Below are 24753 nucleotides of genomic sequence, written 5' to 3' on the forward strand. Positions count from 1 at the left end.
CCTATTTCGAGGCCTGCACGCCATAAGCGAGCATCGCCCATGCGCTGAGAAACGCGAGGCCGCCAAACGGCGTAATGACACCGAGCCCGCGCAACCCGGTGAGGCTCAACGCGTAGAGGCTTACGGAAAACAGGATGATTCCGGCAAGCATCAGCCATCCGGATATAGCCACGGGTCTGGACCCGGGATAGTGGAACAGTATGAGTCCCACCGCAATAAGACCCAGTGCGTGATAGAAATGATACTGCACCCCTGTTTGATACACGGCAAGCATGTCGACGGAAAGCCTTTGCTTCAGGCCATGCGCGCCGAAAGCGCCCAAACCCACGCAAATAAAAGCGTTAATAGCACCTAGCGATAAAAAGATTCTTGACATGAGGAGTTACGTTTCATGATGAGAGGAGTAAAAGAATGAGTCGCCGGGATATCAGGGACTTCAGGGATATGGGGGAAAACAGCAAACTGGACATCCCGGAACATGCACGACCTCTGACACATTCAAGTCTGCATCAGCGAGGCCTAAATGTCCACCAGTGATCAGCAGTTACGGTTTCCCTAGCTGCCCTTCTCTGTCACGCGCGCTCTGCTCCACCCTTTCGAGAACGCTACCCTTATTTTATCGCCGACCTCAATCTGGTCGCTACTTCGCAATACGCCACCGTCAGCGTCATAAGCGATACTGTAACCGCGCTCAAGAACCGACTCGGGATTCAGATGAGCAAGATGCGCACGCTGACGCTGCAAACCCACCATGAGTGTATCCAGGCGAACACTCGTGGCCCGGCGCAAGCGCAACTGAAGTTCACGCTGGCGTTCGGTCATCAGGGAAACATCCGGGCGGGCCATCGTTATCCGCTGGCTAAGCTCGCGTAAACGCCAGTAGCTGCTTTCGGTCCTGCGCATCCATGAGCCCGCCAGCCGCTCGCGCACACGCTGCAAGTGCGCAAGCTGGCCATCGATCCGCTTACCGGGGTGCTCCAGTCGGCAGCCGAGCATATCAGCACTCTGCATGCGGCTTTCAAGACTGCGTTGCACAGCGCGATGAATGCGAGCGCCCAGGGTTCCAACCTGCCGGGCCAACTCTTCCCGATCGGGACAGACCAGTTGCGAGGCTCCCGTTGGGGTGGGAGCGCGAACATCGGCCACGAAATCGGCAATGGTAAAATCGGTCTCGTGCCCCACACCGCTAATAATGGGAATGGAACAGGCGGCAATCGCCCGGGCCACAACCTCCTCATTAAACGCCCATAAATCCTCGATACTGCCACCGCCACGGCATAGAATGAGCACGTCGCAGTCAGCCCGGTTTTCCGCCTTTTCAATAGCTGCGGCGATTTTTGCGGGAGCGCCCGCGCCCTGGACCGGTGCGGGGTATATGATCACCGGCACCGACGGCATCCGACGCCGCAGGGTCGAAAGCACGTCGTGCAGCGCAGCAGCCGCTGGAGACGTAATGATTCCAATCTGCTTGGGGCACGGGGGCAAAGGCTTCTTGCGCTCGGAGTCGAACAGTCCTTCCTTGCCAAGCCTGGCCTTCAGCTGTTCGAAAGCTTCGAACAGCGCGCCGAGTCCGGCGCGACGAATGGTCTCGACGTTCAACTGAAAATCGCCGCGAGCATAGTATAACGTCACGAGCGCTCGCACCTCCACTCGCATGCCATCTGTGGGCTGCCAGTCCAGGTACTGGTTTTTTTCCCGGAACATTACGCACCGCACTTGGGCATCCGCGTCCTTCAGCGTAAAGTACCAATGTCCGGAGCCATAGCGCTTGATGTTCGAGATTTCACCCGCGACCCACAACAATGGGAATGCGCGCTCAAGCAAGTCCTTGGCGCTACGGTTTAATTCGCTTACGCTCAGGACGGCCCGAGCGATTTCCATTTCCAGAAACAGGTTCATCTTGACATTCTACAATAATCCACATCTGTCACGAAAATTGCATGATTCTCCGGGGGAAACCGCCGGAATTCAGAGATTAATCGATAAGTACATGTTTTGTAATGTTTATATAGAAGTTTAAAAATTAATCTAATCAGAAAAAGTTCTTATGGCTGGACGACTTATTGGTCCTGCCGCCATATTACCCACAAACTTATCCACAGCAATTGTGGAAAAGAAAGCCCTGCCGTTCTTGCTGAAATCACAGGGGCAAGATACATTTACGGCTCTGATTTGTGCGCTGCGGGAGATTGTCGGTGTTCGCGTTGATTCAAGCTGCCGGGTGGCCGATCTGGCCGATCATATTAGCTTCTATCGTTGCTCTCGGCATTATAGGCGAACGTTTGTGGGCCTTGCGGCTGAGCATGGTGACGCCGAGGGATCTTCTGCCCCAAGTGGTGCGGGAGTACCGCAACAGCGGCGTTACGCCCGAAATGCTTGCACGCCTGCAACAACACTCGCCCTTGGGTCAAATCTTTGCCGCGGGCTTGAGAAATGACAAAAGTACCCGGGAGATCATGAAAGAGTCAATCGAGGAAGCCGGCCGTGCCGTTGCTCACGACCTGGAACGGTACCTCACCACCCTTGGCACCATTGCGTCTTTGAGCCCCCTGATGGGACTGTTTGGCACTTTGGTCGGGATGATTGAAATTTTCGGGACAGGCTCTCCTGCTGGTAACAGCAACCCGGCCCAACTCGCCCATGGGATTTCCGTAGCGCTCTACAATGCGGCATTCGGTATTCTGGTGGCCATCCCCAGCATGATTTTTTACCGCCATTTCCGCGCCAAGGTAGACGAGCTGGTGGTAGAAATGGAATTGCAGGCACTAAAACTGGTGGAAATCGTTCACGGAGAGCGGCAGGGCTGACGATCGGTAAAGCAGGAAAACTGAATACCCATGAATTTTCAGCGCGGACGGAAAAAAGAAGAACCGGAGATCAATCTGGTACCGATGATTGATGTATTGCTGGTCATTCTGATATTCCTGGTCATTACCACTACCTACTCGAAATTCTCGGAACTCGAGATTAGCCTGCCTCAGGCAACATCGCAGCAAGCGACGGAGTCCCCGAATGTCATCAACATAACGGTGAGCGCCAACGGGAGCTATACGATCAATCGTAATCAGGTGGAGTCCCCCAGCGCGGAGCAGATTAGCGAGGACCTGCGCAAGGCAGCCGGGAATCGGCCTGACCCGGTCATTGTCATCGGCGCCGACGCGGCAGCGACACATCAGTCCGTAATAACGGTGATGGAAGCAGCACGTTTGGCGGGATACAATCACATCACTTTCACGACTCAGAATTCCAGGTAAGGCACCTGCGAAGCCACCGTGTCCCTCGTCGCACCAAGGGAACAACGCCGGCGGAGCAGCTCAGCTGAACAACATCGGCTCGGGAGTAGGAAGCCAGCAACCCCGGAGTCTGAAGCTGGAGCCCGATCCGCCGGATATCGGGTGCAACATAGCTTTTATCGATGAAAATGTGCATAACCGTTACTTGCGTTTCACGTAACGCCTGTGCCAATGACACGTATTTAAACCCATCCTTTACACTGGGGACCGTACTATGGATATGAAATTGCTCGATATTTTGGTGTGCCCGTTGTGCAAGGCACCCCTGCTGTATAGAAAAGCCGAAAACGAACTGATCTGCAAGGGGGACCGTCTGGCTTTCCCTATCAGGGATGGCATTCCGGTGATGTTGGAAGACGAGGCTCGCAGGCTGCCGCCAGAGGAAGAGATCCGGGCGGATGGAAAGTATTGACTAGGTAAACGATAGATTACATCAGGTCGTTCCGGTATGGAAAGGAGTCGGAAAAATGAAGAATCAGAATAGCGCCACCGTCCTGGGTGCATTGGTAGCCGATTCCGCTTCGCTCGGTCTGCATTGGATCTACGATCCCGCCCGCATTGCAGAGATTGAGTCGGTCAAAGGACTGGTGTTCCTTCAGCCTGATGCGAATAACTATTCCGGGGTAAAGGGCTACTTCGCCCATCGTCTTAAGACAACTGGGGACGGTACCAGCTATGGTGAGACCTGTTTGTTGATGCTGAAGCATCTGGCGAAGCACGGCACCTTCGCTCGCATCGCGTATCAGTCCGAGTATCGGGCGCACTTCGGCCCCGGCGGCGAGTACGTCGGTTACATTGATTCACCCACCCGCCTCACCTTGCGTACGTTGTCAGCATTGGAACCGGCCGAATTTCCGGCCGCGTCGGGCGCCGACGATGATCAGCACCCTGCCCTGGCAGCACTCCCGTCACTCGTCGCGGCGCACGATGGAACGCTGGAGGAGCTGATGGCTCGTGTCGAAGAAGCGGTGCGGGTGACAAACAATAATGCACTGGCGGTGTCGGCAGCACGCTGTGCGTCGGCGGCATTGTTCAAGCTGTTGCACGGCACCCCGCTGGCGCAGGCATTAAACGAAGCGTCATCATTCGCAGGAAGCCCCCTGGAGCCACTGCTTGCAGAAGCGCTTGCCATGCCACAGCTCGACAGCATTGCGGCCGCAGAGCGCTTCGGCTCTGCATGTCACGTCGCGGAGGGTTTGCCGCTTATTTTCCATATCGCGCAGCGTGCGCCTGACTACAGGACCGCAGTGGAGTCAAACATTCGGGCAGGGGGAGACAATTGCGGCCGTTCGATCATGCTTGGCGCGCTGGTTGCGGCGGACGCGGTAAGTCGGAATCCTTCCGAATGCCCGATCCCGCTGCCGTGGCTGGCACGGTACCGAAAATTTGTGGCTGCGGCAGATGCATGCGCCGCGCTTTGAGCGCTTTTATTTAGAAGTTATAAGCCGCCGAATCCGGGCTGTTCGTGAGCATGGACGACGACGGAATGATCGGGGCGGTTTTACGCTGGGCTATCAGGAGGGTTTCATGCGATTTGCGAGTTGAATATTCCTATCTCTTCCTCATGTAAAACGTAAATTCTCCAGCCAACTCGAACAACGAGATCAGTTCGTTACCCGTCTGATCGGCAAATACCTGGAAATCGATTACGGCGCCGGGATCCGTCGCCATTATTTTTAATACCTGGCCGGTGTTCATGTCCACCAGTGATTTCTTGGTCCGCAGGATGGGCAAGGGACAATTGAGGCCCCGCACATCCAGTTCTTTGTCGCAATTCATGCGTTTCTCCCATACCGTCTACAATTTTTTGCCGCCCCTTCTTTTATCAGGGCAGGAAGCGGCCGTCACAAGTTCACAGGGTTGATTCCTGTGCTACGAAAAATTCGGAAAAAACTGACGAGCTATTAATGTTATGACAGAGTGAAAAGCTGCGTTATACAGGAACATCGATATTCATTCAGGGTAAAAATTAAAAAACGCGAGGGAGATGAGTTAAGATAACGCGCTCTTTCGTGCTTGAGGACAAGCGCGAAAAACAATATTACCTAATTTTGGTCGAGAACCGATAGCACATCGTTATGCCAGTTAACCTTAAACCCCCACTACCCGCACAACTGTTTCCAATCAAGGGCGTCACCTTGGGCATTGCCGAGGCGGAGATCAGAAAGCCCGGCCGAAAAGACCTGCTGGTTATCGCCCTCGAAGCCGGGACTCATGTTGCGGGGATGTTTACCCAAAACCGTTTTTGCGCCGCACCGGTTGTAATCGCCAGGGAACATCTTTCCATACCGGAATTCGCGATAAGAGCGCTAATAGTAAATACGGGCAATGCCAACGCGGGTACCGGTCAAACGGGAATTGGGGACGCCCGCGCCACCTGCGCTGAGGTGGCCCGGTTGCTCGGTTGCGATACCCGCCAAGTGCTGCCATTTTCCACCGGCGTGATCATGGAACCCTTGCCGCTGGGGAAAATTATTGCGGGGTTGCCCGCAGCCGTAGCGGACCTCAGGGAGGACAACTGGCTCGCTGCCGCGGAAGCAATCATGACGACAGATATCGTACCAAAAGCAGTGTCGAAGCAAATTTTTTTCAAGGATACACCTGTCACCATCACTGGCATTGCCAAGGGTTCAGGCATGATTCACCCCAACATGGCGACAATGTTGAGTTACATCGCAACCGACGCCGCACTAAGTCAGCCGATGTTGCTGGAAATCGCCCGTCATGCCACGCAAAACTCATTCAATCGCATCACGGTAGATGGCGACACTTCAACCAACGATGCATTTATTCTGATGGGAACCGGCCTTGCAGGCAATTCCCCTGTTAGAGATAGGGAAAGCGCTGAATTTGCACAATTGCGAGACGCCATAACCGAAGTTGCGGCACAGCTTGCACAAGCCATCGTGCGGGACGGAGAAGGCGCTAGCAAGTTCATCACCATCCAGGTGGAAGGGGGAGGCTCAGCGGATGAATGTTCCAAAGCCGCGTACGCCATTGCGCATTCACCCCTCGTAAAGACGGCTTTTTTCGCATCCGATCCAAATCTCGGCCGCATCCTCGCCGCCATCGGCTATGCGGGCATTGAAAACCTCGATGTGAATGAGTTGCAGCTTTTTCTCGACGATGTGCTGGTTGCGGAGAACGGCGGCAGGGCTTCGACCTACCGGGAACAGGATGGACAGCGTGTGATGAAGCAATCGGAAATCACAGTGCGCGTTGTACTCAACAGAGGCGATGCTTCCGCTACCGTCTGGACGTGCGACTTATCCTATGATTATGTAAAGATCAATGCCAGCTATCGAAGCTAGCGCCGGCGCCATACCACCGGCGACACAACGCGATTCTCAAGTGTAAGGCTGAGGCCGCGCAATTTATGCGCGGCCCCTACATTTAAACCCTTAACCTCAATCTGGAACCAGGCTGTTTCCACAGGCCTGTCCACAGTAGCAGCCGAAGACCATGCTTATTCGTCCATCGGCTTCATGTGTTGCAGCTGGCGATCGCCCGACCGCGTTCCATACCCTTCGCCGTATCCGGGCCCTTGCCCTTCGCCGTAGCCGGACCGATCTCCGGACGCATTTCCGCGGGACTGACCATGGCCATGACCGTGCTTCTTCCTCATCGCGCTGGCTTCATCCTTGTCGATATAACCATCCTTGTTTTTGTCCATCATATCGAACATCTTGTCTGCATGGCGCGCATGTTCTTCCCTGCTCACCTTGCCATCACCGTCGGTGTCGGCCATGGACATCCCACAGCGGCCCTCCCGATCTTTCTTTCCGCCGTAGCCATCTTTTTTCTCTCCGTACCCGTCCTTCTTCTCGCCATACTGGTGAGACTCCGCAACCATGTAGCCTTTACCCAGCGATTGCACGGTGAAAGGGCTTTCATTCGCAGAAGCGATCGGAGCGGATCCCAGCGTTGCGACAAAAGCCGAGCCTATTGCGAGAGAAATAATTGATTTGTTCGTGGGTATATTTTTCATGATGTTTTCTCCAAAATTTGTTGAAACTTGAATGAAGTACTGGAAAGCGGATACTCTCCGATTGCGCAAACCCATCAGAGACCAGCAAGGGCCATTTCTTTGCTTCTTCTTGGCAATTTTTGTTACGATGGAGCCAGATCGCTCCGTGTCCATGCCTCGCAACAAGCGAATCATGGCCCGTTTAGCTGAGCGGTTCAGTACGATAGCACACATAGCAAAAGGACCGGAACGCGCCATAATTCGGGCGTTTGGCGTCCTTCGGCGAGTGCATGCCATATGGAATAACTCCCCCTGCCCATGAATAATTGGAATAACCTCTACCACCGGGCTGAAACCCTGCTTTCCCGTATGGAAGGACTCCTCACGCTGGCTCAGCCAGACGTGAACTGGGAGGCCGCCCTGGCATTCCGCTGGCGTAAACACGGCGATAAGGCGTTCATCGAACCCATCACCCAGCCTCATCACATCACCTTCGATGCGTTGCGGGGCATCGAGAGGCAGAAAAACCTGGTGGATCAGAACACACGTCAGTTCGTGCGAGGCCATCCCGCCAATAACGTCTTGCTTACGGGGGCACGCGGAACCGGAAAGTCATCCCTGGTGAAAGCAATGCTGAACAAATACGCGCCCATGGGGTTGCGTTTGATCGAAGTGGAAAAGCATCATCTCACTGATTTGCACGATATCGTGGCGCAGATATGCCATCGCCCTGAACGCTTTATCCTGTATTGCGATGATCTTTCATTCGAATCGGATGAGCCCGGCTACAAAGCGTTAAAGGTAGTGCTGGACGGATCGATTGCTACCGCGTCCGAAAATGTCCTTGTCTATGCGACTTCCAACCGCCGTCATCTGATGCCCGAATTCATGCGGGACAATCTGGATACCCGGCATGACGGCGCGGAGATCCATCCCAGCGAAACGGTGGAGGAAAAAAGTTCTCTATCAGAACGTTTCGGGATATGGGTATCTTTTCATTCCTTCGATCAGGATCAATACCTGAACATTGTCGAGCAGTGGTTTGTTCATTTCGGTATCCCGGAACTGGATCTCCGGGCAAGAACAGCCGCGCTGCAATGGGCACTGGGTCGCGGCTCGCGTAGTGGACGCGTCGCATGGCAGTTCGCTCGCGACTGGGCAGGAAAACAAAAATCCAGCGTCAGCGAGAGGCAGGATAGTTGATGACGTGAGGAAAAAAACGCCCGCGGGCTTGAGCTTCTTTTCGGGCTGCCTTTTCCTTTGCCTCCGCGCGGCCTTCAACGCCAGGGAAGCGTTTTTTCTCATTCTCGCACTTCGTTCCGGCGGGGAATGTGGTTGAACCGGCGCAAGAGCGTGGCGTTAGCAACGCTCCCTTAGCGAACTCAGAAAGCTGATCTCCGCTATCTGATGACTGTTTCCCTACTCCACCATGCCTCATTCTCATAAAATTGTTGACGTAGCGGTCGCGGTCATCACCCGCCCAGACGGAAGTTTTCTTCTCGCCCGCCGGCCGGAGGCCAAGCCCTATGCAGGCTACTGGGAATTTCCCGGCGGAAAGGTGAATGCCGGGGAACCGCTCAGGCATGCCCTCGACCGGGAGTTGCTGGAGGAACTGGCGATCCATGTTCAACGGGCGTATCCATGGATAACCCGTATCTTCACCTACAGCCATGCCACGGTACGCCTCTGCTTTTACCGTGTCGTCGCGTGGCATGGCGAGCCGCGGCCATGCGAGAAGCAGGAGCTGTCGTGGCAATCCGCGGGCAATGTCAATGTGGAACCTATGCTTCCAGCCAACGCCCCGATACTGCAGGCACTTCGTCTACCGGCGGTTTATGCGATTACCAATGCCGCCGAGTGGGGAACGGAAACGACGCTGGACCGGGTCGAGCGCGCGTTGCAAGACGGGGTACGGCTGCTGCAGGTTCGAGAGAAAACAATGACGAAGAAAGCGTTGCATGCTTTTACCGGCGAAATAGTTGCGCTTGCCCATCGTTACAATGCCACAGTGCTCGTGAACGTAAGTGGGAGCGATGAAAACCTCTATCCGGACGCCCGCGCAGATGGGGTTCACTTTTCGTCGGCACAACTGATGAATCTTGAGACACGCCCCAACTCCGAATGGTGCGGCGCGTCCTGTCATAACGCTGAGGAACTTGCCCGAGCCGAGCAGTTGGGACTGGATTTTGCTGTGCTTGCTCCGGTACTGCCCACGCTGAGCCACCCCGGCATCCCCACGCTGGGCTGGCGAAAGTTCGCCGCGCTCATCCGCGATTGCTCCATCCCGGTATATGCCCTCGGCGGATTACGCCAGGAGGATTTAACCACCGCATGGGAACATGGCGCCCACGGTATAGCCATCATGAGGGCGATGGGCCGCTAAACTGTTACGACCTGTTCACGCGCCACAGTATGAACCGATGGCGCGGCATTCACCGCTGACCCGTATCGTCCCGGCGGCTATTTCTCGTCTTCGCCGGTCTCATCTTCTTCCATTTTTTCCACCTCCGGGATGCGATACGCTTCCGATGCCCACTGCCCGAGATCGATCAACTTGCAACGCTCGGAACAAAATGGACGGTAACGGTTTGCGGGATCCCACTCCATAATCTTGCCGCATTGCGGACAATTAACAATCGGTCGTTTCATAATTATTCACTCGAAAAACAGAATGGCCGCGACCTGCGCCGGGCGCCTGCCACCCCCTTTTTGGTTCAAACGGCCATTATTCGTCCCAGTACTGTTTTTTTCCGAATTTAGCGATGCTATTCCGGGTGATTTGGCGTGTTCCACCGCAGAGGAGGTTACTCCGGATTGTGCTGCTGAAAACGGGAGCGAAAAACAGGGAAGACGTGCCCAGTTCATTGATCTGAAAGTTGAATCTGCTGTACCCTCATCCTGCTCTATGTGTAAGTTTTTCGCAGGAATATTTTATTTTCCAATACATACTATGTTAAAATGGTTAAGTTTTTCAAAATTTTTTAGAACAGTTCCAGACCAACAAACGGGGACTGCAAAATATGGCAGATACTGAGAAAAAACAAGAGATAAATAGCAGACGGCGTTTTCTCATAGCCGCCACTTCGATTGCGGGCGGAATTGCCAGCATTGGCGTGGCGACTCCCTTCGTGATGAGCATGATGCCCAGTGAAAGGGCGAAGGCGGCAGGCGCGCCGGTCGAGGTAGACATCACGAAGCTTGAGCCCGGCATGCTGCTTTTGGTCGAATGGCGCGGCAAGGTGGTATGGGTGCTGAACCGTACCCCAGAAATGCTGGCTACTCTGAAAAAGCTTGATAGCCAGGTGGCCGATCCCAAATCGGAAAAACCTCAGCAACCGCCCTACGCGAAGAATGATGCGCGTTCGATCAAACCGGAATATCTGGTCGTCGAAGGCGTCTGCACCCACTTGGGATGTTCGCCGGTATACCGCAAGGATATCGCCCCTGCGGACCTGGGCGCCGACTGGCTGGGCGGTTTCTTCTGCCCCTGCCACGGCTCCAAGTTCGACCTTGCAGGCCGTGTCTACAAGCACGTCCCCGCGCCCACCAATCTTGTCGTTCCTCCCCACACGTATTTAAGCGACAACCGTCTGTTGATCGGATCTGATAGCAAGGAGTCCGCATAATGAGCAAGCGACTGGAATCCATGTTGGAGTGGGTAGACGCGCGTTTTCCTTTGACTTCCACCTGGAAGTATCATCTTGCCGAATACTACGCGCCGAAGAACTTTAATTTCTGGTATTACTTCGGCTCGCTCGCAATGCTCGTGCTGGTCAATCAGCTTCTCACCGGCATTTTCCTCACCATGAACTACAAGCCGGACGCCAGCATGGCATTCGCATCGGTGGAATACATCATGCGGGATGTGGACTTCGGCTGGCTGATCCGCTACATGCATTCCACCGGCGCGTCCATGTTCTTCGTCGTCGTCTATCTGCACATGTTCCGCGGAATGATGTACGGCTCCTACCGTAAGCCGCGCGAACTCCTGTGGCTGATCGGCATGGGTATCTTCTTCATCCTGATGATGCTGGCATTTACGGGCTACATCCTTCCCTGGGGGCAAATGTCGTACTGGGGCGCGCAGGTGATCGTGAGCATGATAGGCGCGATTCCGGTCATCGGTCACACCCTGTCGAACTGGATTCTGGGGGATTTCATGTTGTCTGACGCGGCGCTCAATCGCTTTTTCGCCTATCACGTCGTCACGCTGCCGGTCCTGCTGGTGACACTGGTGTTCGTCCATATCGTGGCTTTGCACGAGGTCGGCTCGAACAACCCGGACGGTATTGAAATCAAGAAAAACAAGGACCCTGTAACGCATGTTCCCGTGGACGGCATCCCGTTTCACCCCTACTACACGGTGAAGGATATTGTCGGGGTTGTGGGATTTCTGATCGTATTCTGCGGCATCATCTTTTTCATGCCCGAAATGGGCGGCTACTTCCTCGAGTACAACAATTTTATCCCGGCAAATACGTTGCAGACCCCAGACCATATCGCACCGGTATGGTATTTCACTCCGTACTACTCGATGCTGAGGGCAGTCACGGTCAACTTCCTCTGGATAGACGCGAAACTCTGGGGCATCGTGCTGATGGGCGGTTCTGTGGCCATCTTTGCCCTGTTGCCCTGGCTGGACCGCAGCCCGGTTAAGTCGATTCGCTACAAGGGACCTTATTTCAAGATCGCCCTCACGCTTTTCGTTATCAGCGTCCTGGTGCTTGGCTGGCTCGGCACGAAATCGCCAACGCCTCTTTACACAGTGCTCGCGCAGATATTCACGGTAATTTACTTTGCCTTCTTCATTCTTATGCCGTGGTACAGCAAGATAGATAAAACCAAGCCTGAACCGACGCGAGTGACAGAATGAGAAAAATTGCCGTTGTTTTTTGTATGTTGTGGCTGGTGCCGCTGAGCGCATTCGCCAGCAGTTCGGAATTGAAACTGGATCGCGCGCCGCTTGCGCCGAACGATAAGATCTCCCTCCAACGCGGCGCGCAGGTCTTCGTCAACTATTGCATGACATGCCACAGCGCCGAATACATGCGATACAACCGTCTCCGTGATCTTGGCCTCACCGAGGGTCAGATCAAGGATAATCTGATCTTTACCGGTCAGAAGGTGGGCGAGCTTATGACCGTCGCGATGAAAAAGAAAGAAGCCAAGCAATGGTTTGGCGTGGCCCCGCCCGATCTGTCGGTCATAGCCCGGTCCCGGGGACCCGATTGGCTGTACACCTATCTTCGCAATTTCTATCGCGATGACTCCACAGCTACCGGGTGGAATAATCTCCTGTTTGACAAGGTTGCCATGCCGCATGTGCTGTACGAATTGCAGGGAGAGCAAACGGTTGCGGTAAACATGGTTGACGATGGCCATGGCGGCAAGCATGAACTAAAAGAACTGAAACTGGACAAACCAGGGGCGCTTTCGAAAATCGAATACGATAAATATGTGGCGGACCTGGTGAATTTCCTGGTTTACCTGGGTGAACCAGCGGCGACAAAGCGGGTGCAAGTAGGAATCATTGTGATGCTCTTCCTTTTCGCCATGTTGGGGTTGACCTATGCGCTTAAACGTGAATATTGGAAGGATATTCATTAAACTGTTCTCATCTGTAAAAACGTTCTCCCAATCACGCCCGGAAAGTAACAATCTATGATGACGTTGTACTCAGCAACAACCTGCCCGTTCAGCCATCGCTGCCGTATTGTGCTGTACGAGAAGGGAATGGATTTTCAGATTATTGATGTTGACCTGCACAACAGGCCGGAAGACTTGGCCGTGATGAGCCCCTATGGCCGGGTGCCGGTGCTGGTGGAACGCGACCTTATTTTGTACGAGTCCAATATCATCAATGAATATATTGACGACCGCTTTCCTCATCCGCAGTTGATGCCGGCCGATCCTGTCATGCGCGCCCGCGCACGGCTCTTTCTGCACCGTTTTGAACAGGAATTGTTCTGCCATATTGATGCGGTCGAGGAGGGCAATCCAAAAGCGGTGGAAAAGGCGCGCACGACTATCCGCGATAACCTGACAGTCATTGCGCCCGTATTCGCCAAACAGAAATACATGCTTGGGGATGAATTTTCCATGCTCGATGTCGCCATCGCGCCATTGCTCTGGAGGCTGGATCACTATGGCGTTCAACTACCCAAGCAGGCCGCGCCCCTGCTGAAATTTGCCGAACGACTGTTTAGCAGGCCCGCGTTTATCGATGCCCTGACAGCTTCCGAGAAGGCGATGCGCAAATGAGAGAACTGTCCACCAAGCCATATTTGATCCGGGCCATCTATGAATGGTGCTCCGATAGCGGCTTTACCCCTTACCTATCAGTTAAGGTGGATGCGCAGACCCGCGTGCCCGAAGAGTTTGTAAAAAACGGGGAAATCATACTCAACGTGAGTCATGATGCGGCGCACCACCTGACCCTGGGCGATGATGTGATCCAGTTTTCCGCCCGGTTTAGCGGTGTCTCGCGCGAAGTTTCAATACCGGTCAGCGCGGTTCAGGGAATATTTGCCAAGGAAACGTCAAAAGGTATTCTTTTTCCGCCGGAGGAAGAGACTCCCACGGCCCAAAATGAATCCAATATTGAAGAGCCGGAAAAACAGCAGCCCTCCCCGCAGGAAGGTTCATCTGCGGCAGGTAAAAAACGGCGCTTCCAGGTCGTCAAGTAACTCCAGCCGTTTCCCCGCACTACAGTTTGCCCCCCTCCTTCGCAGTCTCTATAATTGCACCACGCCGGCATAGCTCAGTTGGTAGAGCAGCTGATTTGTAATCAGAAGGTCCCGAGTTCGATTCTTGGTGTCGGCACCAAAAAATCAAAGACTTATAGTAATCGTAGGCTACACGAGGATGAAATAGGCAACATCCTAGGCAACAAGTAGGCCGCCTTGTAAGCGGCAGGTCGTTTGTTCGATCCGGACATGCGGCACCATCTCTTCTTTTAGGTAAATCTTAGGTAAAATTGGGACCACAAGCTTTGCTTTCGGCCTTACGTGCACATCTGGAAGCTAAGCCAGATTTTTACTCTTCTAGGATCGATTCCCCTGTTCAGCTTGAATGGCTAGGCAAAGCTGTTACATTGGTTAGCCGATGGAACCGCTCGGAAGGAATCTTGCTGCAAGGTCAAATAAATTCCCTCAATCCTTTATTTCTTGCCGCGGGGAGCCTTGTCGGTATTTATACCCGCTTGTATGCAGCCGTTGCCGATCTTGAGTTGCAGGTGCCCGCTAGTTCGGGTGAAGTTTTCGCTCCTGGCGCCGTTTATGACTTCTTCAGGGCTGTGAGGGAACAGATATTATCCGCAAAAACCTCGTTGCTGATAGTGGATCCCTATATGGACGCGGACTCGTTCCATAAATACTTTTATGAAGTGTTGCCTTCTGTCGGGGTTTATTTACTCGTGAAGGCAAAGCGGGACGGAAAGCCGACACAATATATACACGCCTTAAAAGGCGCGGTGAACGATTTCATTAACACGTACGGCGGGTCGATTGAGCTTCGTCTCAGCAAGGAATTACACGACCGGGCGGTGATACTTGACACGAGTACCGTATGGGTAATTGGCCAGTCGATTAAGGATGCGGCAAGAAGCTCTCCCACATATCTTATCCGCCTTGACGGAGACATTGCTAAGCTCAAGCGGGAGCATTACGGGAGAATTTGGGATACTGCGCTTTTGGCTTGAGATCGCGTTTGCGTAGAACTGCCGGATTTTTTTACAACGTGTTAAGCAATAAAAAGTAACCTACTGCGTCTGCAAGAATTAAATACTAGGCACGAAACATGCTTAGCTATATAGCTGAGCTGCTTACTTGTTAAATTATGCCCATTCCCGCTCTAGCAACAGATGATCTCATTAACGATCTAAATGCGATCCGCAAAAAGGGGCATCTTCTGATGGAGAATTTGCTCGTGGCGCGGCTTAGGAAGCGGATAGACGCGTATAAAAACATTGATATAGTTGAGTATTGGCTCTACCTCTCATCACTTTACTGTTTAACAGGAGATGTAGAAAACACGATCTATGCTGGTGCTACAGGCCTCAAACTCACTACCGAGCCCCACTGGCATCTTCACCACGTTAAGACCTTGCTCAAACTTGGAAAATTTTCTTTAGCGCGGGAGCTTATGGACGAGGTACCGGACTATCATTTCCTTGAGTCTGATCCTTATGAGTGCTATTGTTTATTTCAAGCACTAGATTTTCAGCGATTCAATAGACTTGCTCACGAAAAGGCTGAGATTATGTTGTCACCCGCAGTTCGTTTAAGTGAGGCAATTCAGAACATTCTTGCCCGTAACGAAGTTCAAGAACAGCAATTACTTGGGATGATCGATCTCGCCGGGGACCTATTGCGTGAACGGAAGCTTATCGCCGCTAGCACATCTGAGATTCATCCATATTTAAGCGATGGTACCATTACAGTTAATCTTCCTATCGTAGCAACGCCAAGCGAAGTTGCCGATCTCGACTGGGAGTATGCCGAGCGATTGTTCAGCATGATGCCGGATGCTCCGGCCACTATTGTACACGTCGGGTTTTCTTCCGTGCCAAAGGTTGTGAATGTCTAACACTGCATTAGATCTTCTAGAACACGCTAAGAGCATAAACGAAGATGAGGGCAATCAAGAAGAAATAAGACAACGAGCCGTTGTCAACAGAGGCTATTACGCGATTTACCATTTGGCCAAAGAAATAGCGGAGAAATTTCCCCTCCCTGAACCCAGAAATAACGGGGGTGGTAGCCATCAGAAACTGTTCAATAGGCTTATCGACGCCAGTGTCGGGCCACCAACGGATCCATTGGTTCTGCGGAGCATCGGATATATGGCGGCAAGAACAAAACAATTCCGGGTATGGGCTGATTACAAACTAAATGAACCGCAGCCGTCGAATGCAGCAGCACAGACACTTGCGAATGCAGCGAAGGTACTTGAAAATTCCGCTAACTTAAGCTCGGCATAAACGAGCCCCTCATCGCCACCCAGGCCGATAATTGTCCGCTTCCATTTGTCTCTGCCGATTGCCTTGATCGATCCGCTGCATCTCTGAAAGCTGGCGCCGTTGCTCCCACTCGTCCCCATGCTCCGTTGAAGGTCGTACGCTAAGGCATTAGTGGTTAGTACGGCCGCCAAGGCGAAAGTCGCAGTTGTTATTATTCTCACGGTTTTTGTACCTCCAAGCGAAAAAAGGCGGGCCAACCCCGCCCGCTAAATCAAGCCGCGTCCAGCTCAGACTCCACCGCGACAAATGGCTGCCCATCAACCACGATAACGTAACCACCAACGCTGGTCCGCCGTGAGGCAATTTCTCCGTTTTTTGAAAACGGGCTCTGATACATTGCCACCGTCATACTCTATCGAGATAAGCATGGTTCCTTCCGTACGTACCTCCTTATCCAGAATTAACACTCTTGCTGCATCGTAGTTCTTGGGCCATATCTCCATTTAATCCTCCCATCGAACTCCGCTACGTTTGCTTCACGTTCACGCTCCAAATAACTTTTAAAATAAAAATACCCCTTCTCACAATATGGACTAGACTTAAAACCATGTCCAGACTATGGTTGTATTGCTAACGCGACCGTACCCTGCGAAATTTCAATTTAAGAGGAGGAATAGTGATGAAAACGGACATGACGCTGGTAGCCCTTATCGTGTTGATTCTTGGACTGATTTCGCTATTTGGAATATTTAATCGGTGGTTTATGGTGATGTAAACGCTCGGGCCCTGCTGTAGCGCACCTGGCTCATCGGCCCGTACGTTATCGACGGAACTCGAACGCCATGTGCCGAGTTGCTCGGCAACAGTCGGGCGTTTGGTGCACCTATTTTTGTAAAATAGTGCTTTTCCACCCCTTCATATCCGTAACAAAGCTGTCCATGAGTTTTCGATCGACGTGGGGCATGACGACAAAATGAGCGATTTTTCCGAATTGCGCGCCTTCGTCCGGTGCCAGATCGTATTTTTTCATCAAATGTTCGGGCGGTCGCTCAAAAAAAAGCGTATTTGAGTAAGGGTTTTTCCATACCCGAATACCGCTTCTCCGAGGCTCTTTAAAAGATACTCGGCATTGCTCATACTATTCCGGGCGGCCGTCCGGAAATCTTCGAGGGAGATTGAATTGATCTTCCACCAGAATTTGAGAGGGCCGAGGGCGCTGCGCGAAGTGGTAATGGTCGGAACCGCCCCAGCCAGGTAAGGCACATCAAAGGGATTCAGGTTTTTAAATGCGTCACGCGTGCAAATAAACACGCCGATGGGTTCGTCAAACCCAAAGAATTTGTGCCCTGAGACCACGATTGAGTCGAATTTTTGTGCCTGCTGATGCACGAGTTGCGCAGCCTCTTCATTTACATAGGGGAGAAATCCACCGAAAAGCGCGGCATCGGAGTGAATGTATGCGGGCCCGCGGTGCTTTCCCCGCAGTATTTTGCGGATGGCCGACTGGTCATCCATCGCACCCTTGAAAGTCGTGCCCATGGCGATAACCACAAGAGCCGGACGTGCCGGGTCCAATTGTTTCTCGAAATCGGCTGTATTCATGTGGCCCATATCCGTCGCCTTGATCAGGCGAAGATCGGTATTTTGGACATCGGCCAATTTTTTTATCGAGTAATGGGCTTCCGCGGATACATAAATGATCGGCTTCACGGATGACTTCGATTCCAGGTATTTACGCCCGAAATAAATTCCGTGGTTGTTTCCATCGGTTCCGCTGGCGGTTACGAAACCCCAGTAGTCTCCCTCCTTGAACCCATACAGCTTGGCAAAGTAATTCACCACTTCCTGCTCGAACTCATGGGTATTCAAAGTATAAGGACTTTGTTTGTATGGATCTCCAACGTTGTTCATTGCCACGCGATACATTTCGTGCTTCATGTACCACGCGTAAAAATCGCCTAAAGAGGTGTCCTGGTTGACCGGGTATCCCGCGGCGGTCTTCTTCTTTTCGAGGATCTTTTGCGCGAATTGATCCAGCCTTTCACGCTGCGACTCGGTAATTGCCGAGGCCGGGTTCGAAAAGGAGACGACGCTTAGGAAGATCAGAAGGAGTCTTGTCATAGATTTTGTCATCCGCTCGAGATCGCGTATTTATTTATATGCAATTGCGGCGCTGCACGGGCCTTCCAAATGCATTATCTCGTAGCGCTTGAACCCCGCCTCCCGGCACCATTCCCAAAAATCCGCCCCGGTGAAATCAAACGCATCACCAAATTCGATCAGCATGTTTAGCGACATCAGGAGCCCAAACGCGTTTGTGCGCCGCTCATCGTCGATCAGGTTTTCAATGGCGACGAAGACGCCTCCCTCCGGCACTGACTCGTATGCCAATCTGATAAGGTGTTTCTTCTTCTCCAGATTCCAGTCATGCAAAATCATCCCCATGGTGATGACATCCGCCTTCGGCAAAGGGTTCTTCAGAAAATCTCCCGATACAACCTCTACCCGGTCAGTTAACCCCGCCTGCTCGATCCATTTCCTGGCGATAGGCTCGACAGCTGGTAAATCAAAGCTCGTGCATTTAATTTGGGGATGCTGTATCGCGACCAGGCTTGAAAGCAATCCCGTCGCGCCCCCCACATCGCACAACGTGGAATAACGGGAAAAATCAAACTTTTGCGCAAGCGCCTGGAAGTTAACTCGCGAAATACCGCGCATTGCCCCCATGAATTGTTCAAGCCGGGACAAGTCTTCATAAAGCACTTCAAACATGGGTTTCTGGCTGTGCTTGATTTCGTTCTGAGGCTTGCCGGTCTTGAGCGCGGGTCCGAGATCACTCCAGAATCTGAACAGGCGCTGGCCGGCCATTTCCAGTATGCCGCCAATGTACTCGCCTTTATTCTTGTCCAGGAATCGGCTTGTTTGCCCGGTATTAGAGTAAACCGCTGCTGCGCCAGCCCCCGCCCGGTTCAGGAAACCAAGTGCCACGAGCGCATCGAAAAAATCCCAGATGCCGCGTGGATGGAGGTTTAGCGCCTTGCCCAAGGCTATGCCGGTCATGGCCTCATCGCCCAGTATCGTAAAAAGCTCTAATTCAACCGCCGTGAGGAGAACCTTCGAACCCCAAAAACCAAAGCCTACCTCAAGAATACGAGATGGATCTTCTGCATCAGACATCGTTTCCCTCATTCATGGATTCTTGGAAATCTAAGGTTCCGCCGCGGCCCACTGCTATTAGGCGCCAAACCGCGTTATTCTCCTTGTGATCGACTCGTCCATTTTATCGCCGCCACAAGAAAAATCGAAGTTCAGCTATAGCGACTGCTGTTGTTACCTGATAATCGTACTGTCTATGCGGGGAACCGCCCGGGCACTTGCAATTAACCGACGGAGCGATATGGGTGAGATTATTTCAAGAACCGGAAACGCCAGCGCGAGATTGGACGATGCGACCGAAGAAGGTACTACGGCTAATGAAGGGAACATACGGATGAGTAGCCTAAACATGCGGCTACAAGAACAATTGTATACGTAACTGCCCCGGTTATGAAAAAGGCCCGGAATGAAATTCCGGGCCTTTTTCCAAAAACGCAAAACGAAATACTGAATATAAGGGACTTATGCTCAGCTTGCACTCAACTTACATCCCCCTTCTCATTTCTGAGAAAATCACTGGCCGGTATGCTGATCAGTCGACCCCGCCCATTCACTAAATGACGATCACCGCGCCAATAATAAGGCCGATAATGATTCTCGCCAGCATATTATCTTTAAGCCAACCGTCCGCCGTCTTCATGACAACTGAGCGGTTGTGCTCTATGCGTTTCGGATCAAGGAATTTCTCCCAACTATCGGTCTGGGCTTTATCGTCGACCGGTTCTCCAAATTTGGCAGCCAGGCGACTGGACAGGCGCTCGGCGATTAAGGCAGATCCATAAAGGGCGGCGATTAGAAGAAGGAAGTAGGGAAATGCTATGAAGAACTTGATCGACCTGTCCTGATATTGCTCCATCAAGGGGAGGCCGAAACTATTAAGCGAAAATACAATAACGCCCAATAATGGGAGAAAAAAGCACACAATCAGACTATGAAAAAACACTTGCTTCATAGCACCACCTCCTTTATGTCCCCAACGAATAAGGCCATGAATTGCTTAAAGCTTTGCGATGGCCACCCAACCCCGAATGATTTTATTATTGTAATACCATGATTCTGCGGAGCTTTTTCTATTCAAGACCGCCAATACGCCGCTTGCGCTTTTTTGGATCTCATGGTATGGAGACTGCCATAGTCCATGTGAAGAACTTGTTGCAACAATGTGATGATTGTGTGAAAAATGTGAGGAAGACGTCATATCGATGTGAGGGATTTGTGAACCCGGAACCATGGAAAATACGGCGGGGAAATGGTGGTCCGCGATCAGCTACGAATCGCACTCTGACCGACCGGTTTCGAAGGGATACTCGAACCGAAGGCGGTTAGTAACGGGGATTCACAGGAAATGCGACCGCTAAAGAACAGGAAGGCCTATGAGCAGTGAACAAGCAAGCCCTTCTGATGTCAGCGCGATTCTTCATTAGACAATGGCTTGAATATAGATTCTCTAAACTTCCACGATACATTTGGTTGGGATTGGCTGTAAAAGCCGGGGTGTGCCAAAACTGTGGAATCGAGAACGCAAACCGAACCATAAGCGCAAAGGTGCGGTCGGGTCAGGGCGTTAAAACGGATAAAAAAGATTAGGGAATGAGCTGCCGGCGTCTCGATGGATTAATGAACGGAGACGCCGGAAGTGATATGGTAGGGATATAAGGGCTGGAAGAAGACTTGATGCGAGCTTGTCAATAACCTGTCCCCGACGCTGGTGCAGACCCGCGCTCTTTTTCGGTGCCATAATCGTAGACACCTTCCTTGCGATGCTCTCGATATTCTCCTTCGCTTAATGATTCTCTCTGATTTCTTTCGAAACGGTTTTTCCTTTCCGCTTCTTCCCCTCTGGTCGTGCCTTTCTCAAATGGCTTCCCTGGCGTTACCGGCGGTTGCATGGAATCGGAAGGCCGTTGCATGGCGTCGCCTTGGCCGGGCACATTGATCTGTGCATAAACCGATCCTGCGACGGTTAAAAGGACCGCGGCGAGCAGTGGCTGCACTGTTTTACTATTCATGATGGACAGGTATTTCATGGATAGCTCCTTATTGTCTATCAGCGAATTGCTGTCTGGAAATGCTACCCATGGATTTGAAACTATACTGTACGACAACGCACAAAAAGGGTGTTTGGGGGGCGAGAAACCTGGATGAGGGTGGTACGGAGCCTGCCCGGACTCCGTCCGTCTTTATTTCCGCTTCAGGGAGCGATCCCGTTTTATGCGAACTATTAACCGCCAAATGTCCGGTCCTGCCGCCGGAACCAGGATAACGCATGCTCGAAATGCTGAGGCTCGAAGTCCGGCCAATACTCGTCCCTCACATAAAAGTCCGCGTAAACCGACTGTACCGGAAGAAAACCGCTCAAGCGGCGGCCCCCTCCCCAACGCACGATCAGGTCCAGGCGTGACACATCGTTTGAATGCAGGTTCCCGCTCTTGAGCCCCCCTAAGTCCCATTCCCAGCCATAGTTGACGAGTAGATTGACCTTCATGCCGCTTCCCTGGCGCGTCCTGAATTTTTCAAGCACCTTGGGAAATTGCGCAGAGCGCTCATCGCCAACCACAAGCAGCGCCGCGCCACGGCGTTCGATCTCAAAAGCGAATTCCACTGAGGCATCAGTAAATGCCAGCTTTTGCAGGGTCGGCCGCTTTGTGTTGTCTTGCGTAAAACAATAAATAGACGCTTCCGGAATACCCCGCTCCTTGCATATTTCGTACAAGGCTATTCCGGGCCCAATACCATAAGTGTATCCATCCTCTTTTGGGAGGCCCCGATTCAATGCCCAGCGGCGATTGCCGTCAGGAATGAAGCCGATATGCTGCGGAATCCTGTTCTTTGCCATTTGCGATCCTTATACAAAGCAGTTCAAGTTAAGCGCCTCGTTCTGAAATGCTGCCTTTTTTTTTAGCTTCCTCAACAAGATAAAGCCAAGTATCCACCACCGTATCAGGATTCAATGAGAGACTACCGATGCCTTCTTCCATAAGCCACCGTGCCAGGTCGGGATGGTCGGACGGCCCCTGTCCACAAATACCGATGTATTTTCCCGCTCCACGGCATGCCTGAATTGCGAGCCGCAACAGGGCCTTGACCGCGGGGTCGCGCTCATCGAAGGATTCCGCAACAAGGCTGGAATCCCGATCCAACCCGAGAGTGAGCTGCGTCAGGTCGTTGGACCCGATGGAAAAACCGTCGAAGTACTCGAGGAACTGATCCGCAAGCAACGCATTGGATGGGATTTCACACATCATGATCAGCCGCAAGCCGTTCTCACCCCGTTTCAAGCCGTTTTCTTCCAGCAGGGTTACTACGCGGCGTGCTTCGGTCACCGTCCGCACAAACGGTATCATGATCTCCAGATTGGTAAGGCCCATCTCGGTTCGGACTTTCTTCATTGCCCGGCATTCAAGTTCGAAACACTCGCGGAACTCCTTCGCCACGTAGCGCGAAGCGCCGCGAAATCCCAGCATCGGATTTTCTTCCTTGGGCTCGTATTGCAGCCCGCCAATGAGGCTCGAGTATTCGTTGGATTTAAAGTCCGAGAGGCGCACGATAACCGGCTTTGGGAAGAATGCCGCACCTAGCGTGGCGATACCCTCGGCGAGTTTCTCAACATAAAAACTGACAGGATCGGGATAACCCGCACTCTGATTTTCCACCTGCTGCTTCAGGTCGGGGGGTAGATCCGGATAGTGCAACACAGCGTTGGGGTGTATTCCGATCATGCGTGCGATGATGAACTCCAGCCGCGCCAGACCAACGCCATCGTTGGGTATGCGCTGAAAACCAAACGCCAGGTCCGGGTTGCCCACGTTCATGGTGATCTTGACTGGCGGCTTCGGCATACTCTCGAGCGCCAGGTCGATCACTTCGATTTCCAGCGACCCCCGATAGATATTGCCGGTATCCCCTTCTGTACAGGACACCGTCACCATTTCGTCCTCAGCCAGTGTACCGGTAGCGTTTCCGCAACCGACTACCGCCGGGATCCCTAGTTCGCGCGCAACAATTGCCGCGTGGCAGGTGCGGCCGCCGCGATTGGTCACAATGGCCGATGCACGTTTCATGACGGGCTCCCAATCGGGATCGGTCATGTCGGTCACCAGCACATCTCCCTCTCGCACGCGTGACATCTCGCTCGCGTCCAGAACCAGCCGGACCGGACCGCTACCGATTTTCTGGCCGATGGCGCGCCCGGATACCAGTATTTCCGATTTGCTTTTCAACCGGTAGCGCCGCAGCGTATTCACCTTTGCCGCGGATTGCACTGTCTCGGGCCGCGCTTGCAGGATGTAGAGTTTGCCATCCTGGCCGTCCTTGCCCCATTCGATATCCATGGGCCTGCCATAGTGCCGCTCGATGACGACCGCATGGCGGGCCAATTCCTCTACATCCCGGTCGGTCACGGAGAAGCGGCTACGCGCAGCCTGATCCACCTCCAGGGTTTCCACCGTACGGCCGATGTCGCCGCTTGCCGCATATTGCATTTTGATGAGCTTGGAACCCAGGTTTCGTCGAAGAATCGCCGGCCTTCCCTGCGCTAGTGCGGGTTTGTAAACATAGAACTCGTCCGGGTTGACCGCACCCTTCACTACGGTTTCCCCCAAGCCATATGAAGCCGTGATGAAGACCACCTGATCAAATCCTGTTTCGGTATCCAGAGTGAAGATCACGCCTGAAGCACCCATATCACTGCGAACCATCTGCTGCACGCCCGCCGATAAAGCCACCTCTGAATGGATGAAACCCTTGTCGACGCGGTACGAAATTGCCCGGTCATTGTAGAGCGAGGCAAACACGTCCTGGACCGCCTTTAACAAATTGTCCAGTCCATGAATATTCAGGTAAGTTTCCTGCTGGCCTGCGAAGGAGGCGGTCGCCAAGTCTTCTGCGGTAGCGGAAGAACGCACCGCCACGGAGATTTCGCTGGACTCCGCTTCCTGCAGCATTTTCTGGTAAGCAGTGGTGATTTCCTGCTTCAACCGCGGCTGCAGCGGAGTTTCCACGATCCAGGCCCGGATTTGCGCGCCAGTAGTAGCCAGTGCTTTAACGTCTCGCGTATCAAGCGTGGCGAGTATCCGTTCGATGCGCTGTGCCAGACCTCCCTGGGCAAGAAACTCACGATAGGCATCGGCGGTCGTTGCAAAGCCGTGAGGAACCCGCACCCCGGCCTTTGTCAACTGGCTGATCATTTCGCCCAGCGACGCATTCTTTCCGCCCACGCGGCCTACGTCCGTCATGCGCAACTCATCGAACCAGACGACGTATTGTGAATCAGTCAATTTCTGCTCCTGTTCGCGAGTACGGTTGTGTTAGTTGCCACGATACGTTATTTTCATTATAGAAACTTTTAAATAAAATCGTTGCAAACGTTCCGTTGGCAA

The 24753-nt window shown here is 52.8% G+C and carries 27 protein-coding genes and 1 tRNA gene; 16 read left to right on the top strand and 12 right to left on the bottom strand.

Translation table 11 applies throughout. The features are described from left to right. Position 1: 1 nt before the first annotated feature. Both C8R31_RS11535 and xseA read right to left on the bottom strand, forming a co-directional pair. Positions 2-376: a DUF423 domain-containing protein gene (locus tag C8R31_RS11535; RefSeq protein WP_107694225.1), complete on the bottom strand. Its 375-nt coding sequence runs from the start codon at positions 374-376 to the stop codon at positions 2-4. Between the two features lie 179 nt (positions 377-555). Continuing rightward, positions 556-1899 (bottom strand): exodeoxyribonuclease VII large subunit, encoded by a 1344-nt coding sequence (xseA, locus tag C8R31_RS11540; RefSeq protein ID WP_107694226.1) that lies wholly within the window; start codon positions 1897-1899, stop codon positions 556-558. A gap of 296 nt (positions 1900-2195) precedes the next feature. On the opposite strand from xseA, the gene C8R31_RS11545 reads away from it, so the two are divergent. From C8R31_RS11545 to C8R31_RS11560, 4 genes are all read left to right on the top strand, one after another. After that, positions 2196-2807 carry a MotA/TolQ/ExbB proton channel family protein gene (locus C8R31_RS11545; protein WP_107694227.1) on the top strand — a complete coding sequence of 204 codons (612 nt, stop codon included), beginning with the start codon at positions 2196-2198 and terminating at the stop codon, positions 2805-2807. Positions 2808-2837: 30 nt separating this feature from the next. Further along, the gene (locus C8R31_RS11550; RefSeq protein ID WP_107694228.1) at positions 2838-3254 is read left to right on the top strand and encodes a biopolymer transporter ExbD; all 417 of its coding nucleotides are present in this window, start codon (positions 2838-2840) and stop codon (positions 3252-3254) included. A gap of 253 nt (positions 3255-3507) precedes the next feature. Then, entirely contained in the window at positions 3508-3705 is a 198-nt protein-coding gene (locus tag C8R31_RS11555; protein WP_107694229.1) for a Trm112 family protein, read from the top strand. A gap of 55 nt (positions 3706-3760) precedes the next feature. After that, entirely contained in the window at positions 3761-4714 is a 954-nt protein-coding gene (locus tag C8R31_RS11560; protein ID WP_107694230.1) for an ADP-ribosylglycohydrolase family protein, read from the top strand. Between the two features lie 130 nt (positions 4715-4844). Here C8R31_RS11560 and C8R31_RS11565 read toward each other — a convergent pair whose 3' ends face one another. After that, on the bottom strand, positions 4845-5072 hold the full coding sequence (locus tag C8R31_RS11565; RefSeq protein WP_107694231.1) for a sulfurtransferase TusA family protein: 228 nt from the start codon (positions 5070-5072) through the stop codon (positions 4845-4847). 299 nt (positions 5073-5371) lie between these two features. Here C8R31_RS11565 and argJ point away from each other — a divergent pair, with 299 nt between their 5' ends. Continuing rightward, positions 5372-6604 carry a bifunctional glutamate N-acetyltransferase/amino-acid acetyltransferase ArgJ gene (gene argJ / locus C8R31_RS11570; RefSeq protein WP_107694232.1) on the top strand — a complete coding sequence of 411 codons (1233 nt, stop codon included), beginning with the start codon at positions 5372-5374 and terminating at the stop codon, positions 6602-6604. Positions 6605-6759: 155 nt separating this feature from the next. On the opposite strand, the gene C8R31_RS11575 is transcribed toward argJ, so the two are convergent. Next, positions 6760-7281: an EF-hand domain-containing protein gene (locus tag C8R31_RS11575; RefSeq protein WP_258192684.1), complete on the bottom strand. Its 522-nt coding sequence runs from the start codon at positions 7279-7281 to the stop codon at positions 6760-6762. Between the two features lie 297 nt (positions 7282-7578). Here C8R31_RS11575 and C8R31_RS11585 point away from each other — a divergent pair, with 297 nt between their 5' ends. Continuing rightward, positions 7579-8463, top strand: a complete 885-nt coding sequence (locus C8R31_RS11585; protein ID WP_107694234.1) for an ATP-binding protein — start codon at positions 7579-7581, stop codon at positions 8461-8463. A gap of 226 nt (positions 8464-8689) precedes the next feature. Beyond that, positions 8690-9643 (top strand): Nudix family hydrolase, encoded by a 954-nt coding sequence (locus tag C8R31_RS11590; RefSeq protein WP_107694235.1) that lies wholly within the window; start codon positions 8690-8692, stop codon positions 9641-9643. A 77-nt stretch (positions 9644-9720) separates the two neighbouring features. Here the strand turns inward: C8R31_RS11590 and C8R31_RS11595 are convergent, their stop codons facing one another. Then, on the bottom strand, positions 9721-9909 hold the full coding sequence (locus C8R31_RS11595; RefSeq protein WP_107694236.1) for a DNA gyrase inhibitor YacG: 189 nt from the start codon (positions 9907-9909) through the stop codon (positions 9721-9723). A 371-nt stretch (positions 9910-10280) separates the two neighbouring features. Between C8R31_RS11595 and petA the strand changes: the two genes are divergently transcribed. The 9 genes from petA to C8R31_RS15860 all read left to right on the top strand — a co-directional run bounded on the left by petA (position 10281) and on the right by C8R31_RS15860 (position 16240). After that, complete coding sequence (petA, locus tag C8R31_RS11605) at positions 10281-10886, top strand: ubiquinol-cytochrome c reductase iron-sulfur subunit (protein WP_107694238.1); 606 nt, start codon at positions 10281-10283, stop codon at positions 10884-10886. Then, positions 10886-12133 (top strand): cytochrome bc complex cytochrome b subunit, encoded by a 1248-nt coding sequence (locus C8R31_RS11610; protein ID WP_107694239.1) that lies wholly within the window; start codon positions 10886-10888, stop codon positions 12131-12133. The genes petA and C8R31_RS11610 overlap by 1 nt, the downstream gene beginning before the upstream one ends. Continuing rightward, on the top strand, positions 12130-12867 hold the full coding sequence (locus tag C8R31_RS11615; RefSeq protein ID WP_107694240.1) for a cytochrome c1: 738 nt from the start codon (positions 12130-12132) through the stop codon (positions 12865-12867). The genes C8R31_RS11610 and C8R31_RS11615 overlap by 4 nt, the downstream gene beginning before the upstream one ends. A 54-nt stretch (positions 12868-12921) precedes the next feature. Further along, positions 12922-13521, top strand: a complete 600-nt coding sequence (locus tag C8R31_RS11620; RefSeq protein ID WP_107694241.1) for a glutathione S-transferase N-terminal domain-containing protein — start codon at positions 12922-12924, stop codon at positions 13519-13521. Continuing rightward, positions 13518-13946, top strand: coding sequence for a ClpXP protease specificity-enhancing factor (locus C8R31_RS11625; RefSeq protein ID WP_107694242.1), 429 nt, complete (start codon positions 13518-13520; stop codon positions 13944-13946). The genes C8R31_RS11620 and C8R31_RS11625 overlap by 4 nt, the downstream gene beginning before the upstream one ends. 63 nt (positions 13947-14009) lie before the next feature. After that, positions 14010-14085, top strand: a tRNA-Thr gene (locus C8R31_RS11630). 301 nt (positions 14086-14386) lie between these two features. Further along, complete coding sequence (locus C8R31_RS11635) at positions 14387-14959, top strand: hypothetical protein (RefSeq protein ID WP_107694243.1); 573 nt, start codon at positions 14387-14389, stop codon at positions 14957-14959. A gap of 137 nt (positions 14960-15096) precedes the next feature. Further along, positions 15097-15846 (top strand): hypothetical protein, encoded by a 750-nt coding sequence (locus C8R31_RS11640; RefSeq protein WP_107694244.1) that lies wholly within the window; start codon positions 15097-15099, stop codon positions 15844-15846. Beyond that, positions 15839-16240 carry a hypothetical protein gene (locus C8R31_RS15860; protein ID WP_146164590.1) on the top strand — a complete coding sequence of 134 codons (402 nt, stop codon included), beginning with the start codon at positions 15839-15841 and terminating at the stop codon, positions 16238-16240. The genes C8R31_RS11640 and C8R31_RS15860 overlap by 8 nt, the downstream gene beginning before the upstream one ends. An 862-nt stretch (positions 16241-17102) precedes the next feature. On the opposite strand, the gene C8R31_RS16075 is transcribed toward C8R31_RS15860, so the two are convergent. The 7 genes from C8R31_RS16075 to ppsA form a co-directional block, all read right to left on the bottom strand. Then, entirely contained in the window at positions 17103-17249 is a 147-nt protein-coding gene (locus tag C8R31_RS16075; protein ID WP_181320572.1) for a hypothetical protein, read from the bottom strand. Further along, entirely contained in the window at positions 17249-18340 is a 1092-nt protein-coding gene (locus tag C8R31_RS11655; protein WP_181320574.1) for an aminotransferase class V-fold PLP-dependent enzyme, read from the bottom strand. The genes C8R31_RS16075 and C8R31_RS11655 overlap by 1 nt, the downstream gene beginning before the upstream one ends. 30 nt (positions 18341-18370) lie before the next feature. After that, complete coding sequence (locus tag C8R31_RS11660) at positions 18371-19396, bottom strand: methyltransferase (protein ID WP_107694248.1); 1026 nt, start codon at positions 19394-19396, stop codon at positions 18371-18373. A gap of 532 nt (positions 19397-19928) precedes the next feature. Further along, the gene (locus C8R31_RS11665) at positions 19929-20327 is read right to left on the bottom strand and encodes a hypothetical protein (protein WP_107694249.1); all 399 of its coding nucleotides are present in this window, start codon (positions 20325-20327) and stop codon (positions 19929-19931) included. Positions 20328-21060: 733 nt separating this feature from the next. Next, complete coding sequence (locus C8R31_RS11670; protein WP_107694250.1) at positions 21061-21402, bottom strand: hypothetical protein; 342 nt, start codon at positions 21400-21402, stop codon at positions 21061-21063. A gap of 194 nt (positions 21403-21596) precedes the next feature. After that, complete coding sequence (locus tag C8R31_RS11675) at positions 21597-22211, bottom strand: undecaprenyl diphosphate synthase family protein (RefSeq protein WP_107694251.1); 615 nt, start codon at positions 22209-22211, stop codon at positions 21597-21599. Between the two features lie 28 nt (positions 22212-22239). Then, a complete protein-coding gene (ppsA, locus tag C8R31_RS11680; RefSeq protein ID WP_107694252.1) occupies positions 22240-24651 on the bottom strand; it encodes a phosphoenolpyruvate synthase in 2412 nt (803 codons plus the stop codon). Positions 24652-24753 lie beyond the last annotated feature (102 nt).

The organism is Nitrosospira sp. Nsp2 (assembly GCF_003050965.1).
Classification (GTDB): Bacteria; Pseudomonadota; Gammaproteobacteria; order Burkholderiales; family Nitrosomonadaceae; genus Nitrosospira.

What these genes read in the sequence shown, in the direction of transcription:
- C8R31_RS16075 (WP_181320572.1), bottom strand. Translation starts at nt 17,249, where the DNA reads ATGAAAAAATACGATCTGGCACCGGACGAAGGCGCGCAATTCGGAAAA.
- C8R31_RS11565 (WP_107694231.1), bottom strand. Translation starts at nt 5,072, where the DNA reads ATGAATTGCGACAAAGAACTGGATGTGCGGGGCCTCAATTGTCCCTTG.
- C8R31_RS11560 (WP_107694230.1), top strand. Translation starts at nt 3,761, where the DNA reads ATGAAGAATCAGAATAGCGCCACCGTCCTGGGTGCATTGGTAGCCGAT.
- C8R31_RS11555 (WP_107694229.1), top strand. Translation starts at nt 3,508, where the DNA reads ATGGATATGAAATTGCTCGATATTTTGGTGTGCCCGTTGTGCAAGGCA.
- C8R31_RS11585 (WP_107694234.1), top strand. Translation starts at nt 7,579, where the DNA reads ATGAATAATTGGAATAACCTCTACCACCGGGCTGAAACCCTGCTTTCC.
- C8R31_RS11550 (WP_107694228.1), top strand. Translation starts at nt 2,838, where the DNA reads ATGAATTTTCAGCGCGGACGGAAAAAAGAAGAACCGGAGATCAATCTG.
- C8R31_RS11595 (WP_107694236.1), bottom strand. Translation starts at nt 9,909, where the DNA reads ATGAAACGACCGATTGTTAATTGTCCGCAATGCGGCAAGATTATGGAG.
- C8R31_RS11575 (WP_258192684.1), bottom strand. Translation starts at nt 7,281, where the DNA reads ATGAAAAATATACCCACGAACAAATCAATTATTTCTCTCGCAATAGGC.
- C8R31_RS11665 (WP_107694249.1), bottom strand. Translation starts at nt 20,327, where the DNA reads ATGAAGCAAGTGTTTTTTCATAGTCTGATTGTGTGCTTTTTTCTCCCA.
- C8R31_RS11670 (WP_107694250.1), bottom strand. Translation starts at nt 21,402, where the DNA reads ATGAAATACCTGTCCATCATGAATAGTAAAACAGTGCAGCCACTGCTC.
- C8R31_RS11590 (WP_107694235.1), top strand. Translation starts at nt 8,690, where the DNA reads ATGCCTCATTCTCATAAAATTGTTGACGTAGCGGTCGCGGTCATCACC.
- C8R31_RS11655 (WP_181320574.1), bottom strand. Translation starts at nt 18,340, where the DNA reads ATGACAAGACTCCTTCTGATCTTCCTAAGCGTCGTCTCCTTTTCGAAC.
- C8R31_RS11615 (WP_107694240.1), top strand. Translation starts at nt 12,130, where the DNA reads ATGAGAAAAATTGCCGTTGTTTTTTGTATGTTGTGGCTGGTGCCGCTG.
- C8R31_RS11620 (WP_107694241.1), top strand. Translation starts at nt 12,922, where the DNA reads ATGATGACGTTGTACTCAGCAACAACCTGCCCGTTCAGCCATCGCTGC.
- C8R31_RS15860 (WP_146164590.1), top strand. Translation starts at nt 15,839, where the DNA reads ATGTCTAACACTGCATTAGATCTTCTAGAACACGCTAAGAGCATAAAC.
- xseA (WP_107694226.1), bottom strand. Translation starts at nt 1,899, where the DNA reads ATGAACCTGTTTCTGGAAATGGAAATCGCTCGGGCCGTCCTGAGCGTA.
- petA (WP_107694238.1), top strand. Translation starts at nt 10,281, where the DNA reads ATGGCAGATACTGAGAAAAAACAAGAGATAAATAGCAGACGGCGTTTT.
- C8R31_RS11640 (WP_107694244.1), top strand. Translation starts at nt 15,097, where the DNA reads ATGCCCATTCCCGCTCTAGCAACAGATGATCTCATTAACGATCTAAAT.
- C8R31_RS11610 (WP_107694239.1), top strand. Translation starts at nt 10,886, where the DNA reads ATGAGCAAGCGACTGGAATCCATGTTGGAGTGGGTAGACGCGCGTTTT.
- C8R31_RS11660 (WP_107694248.1), bottom strand. Translation starts at nt 19,396, where the DNA reads ATGTCTGATGCAGAAGATCCATCTCGTATTCTTGAGGTAGGCTTTGGT.
- C8R31_RS11675 (WP_107694251.1), bottom strand. Translation starts at nt 22,211, where the DNA reads ATGGCAAAGAACAGGATTCCGCAGCATATCGGCTTCATTCCTGACGGC.
- C8R31_RS11625 (WP_107694242.1), top strand. Translation starts at nt 13,518, where the DNA reads ATGAGAGAACTGTCCACCAAGCCATATTTGATCCGGGCCATCTATGAA.
- C8R31_RS11535 (WP_107694225.1), bottom strand. Translation starts at nt 376, where the DNA reads ATGTCAAGAATCTTTTTATCGCTAGGTGCTATTAACGCTTTTATTTGC.
- argJ (WP_107694232.1), top strand. Translation starts at nt 5,372, where the DNA reads ATGCCAGTTAACCTTAAACCCCCACTACCCGCACAACTGTTTCCAATC.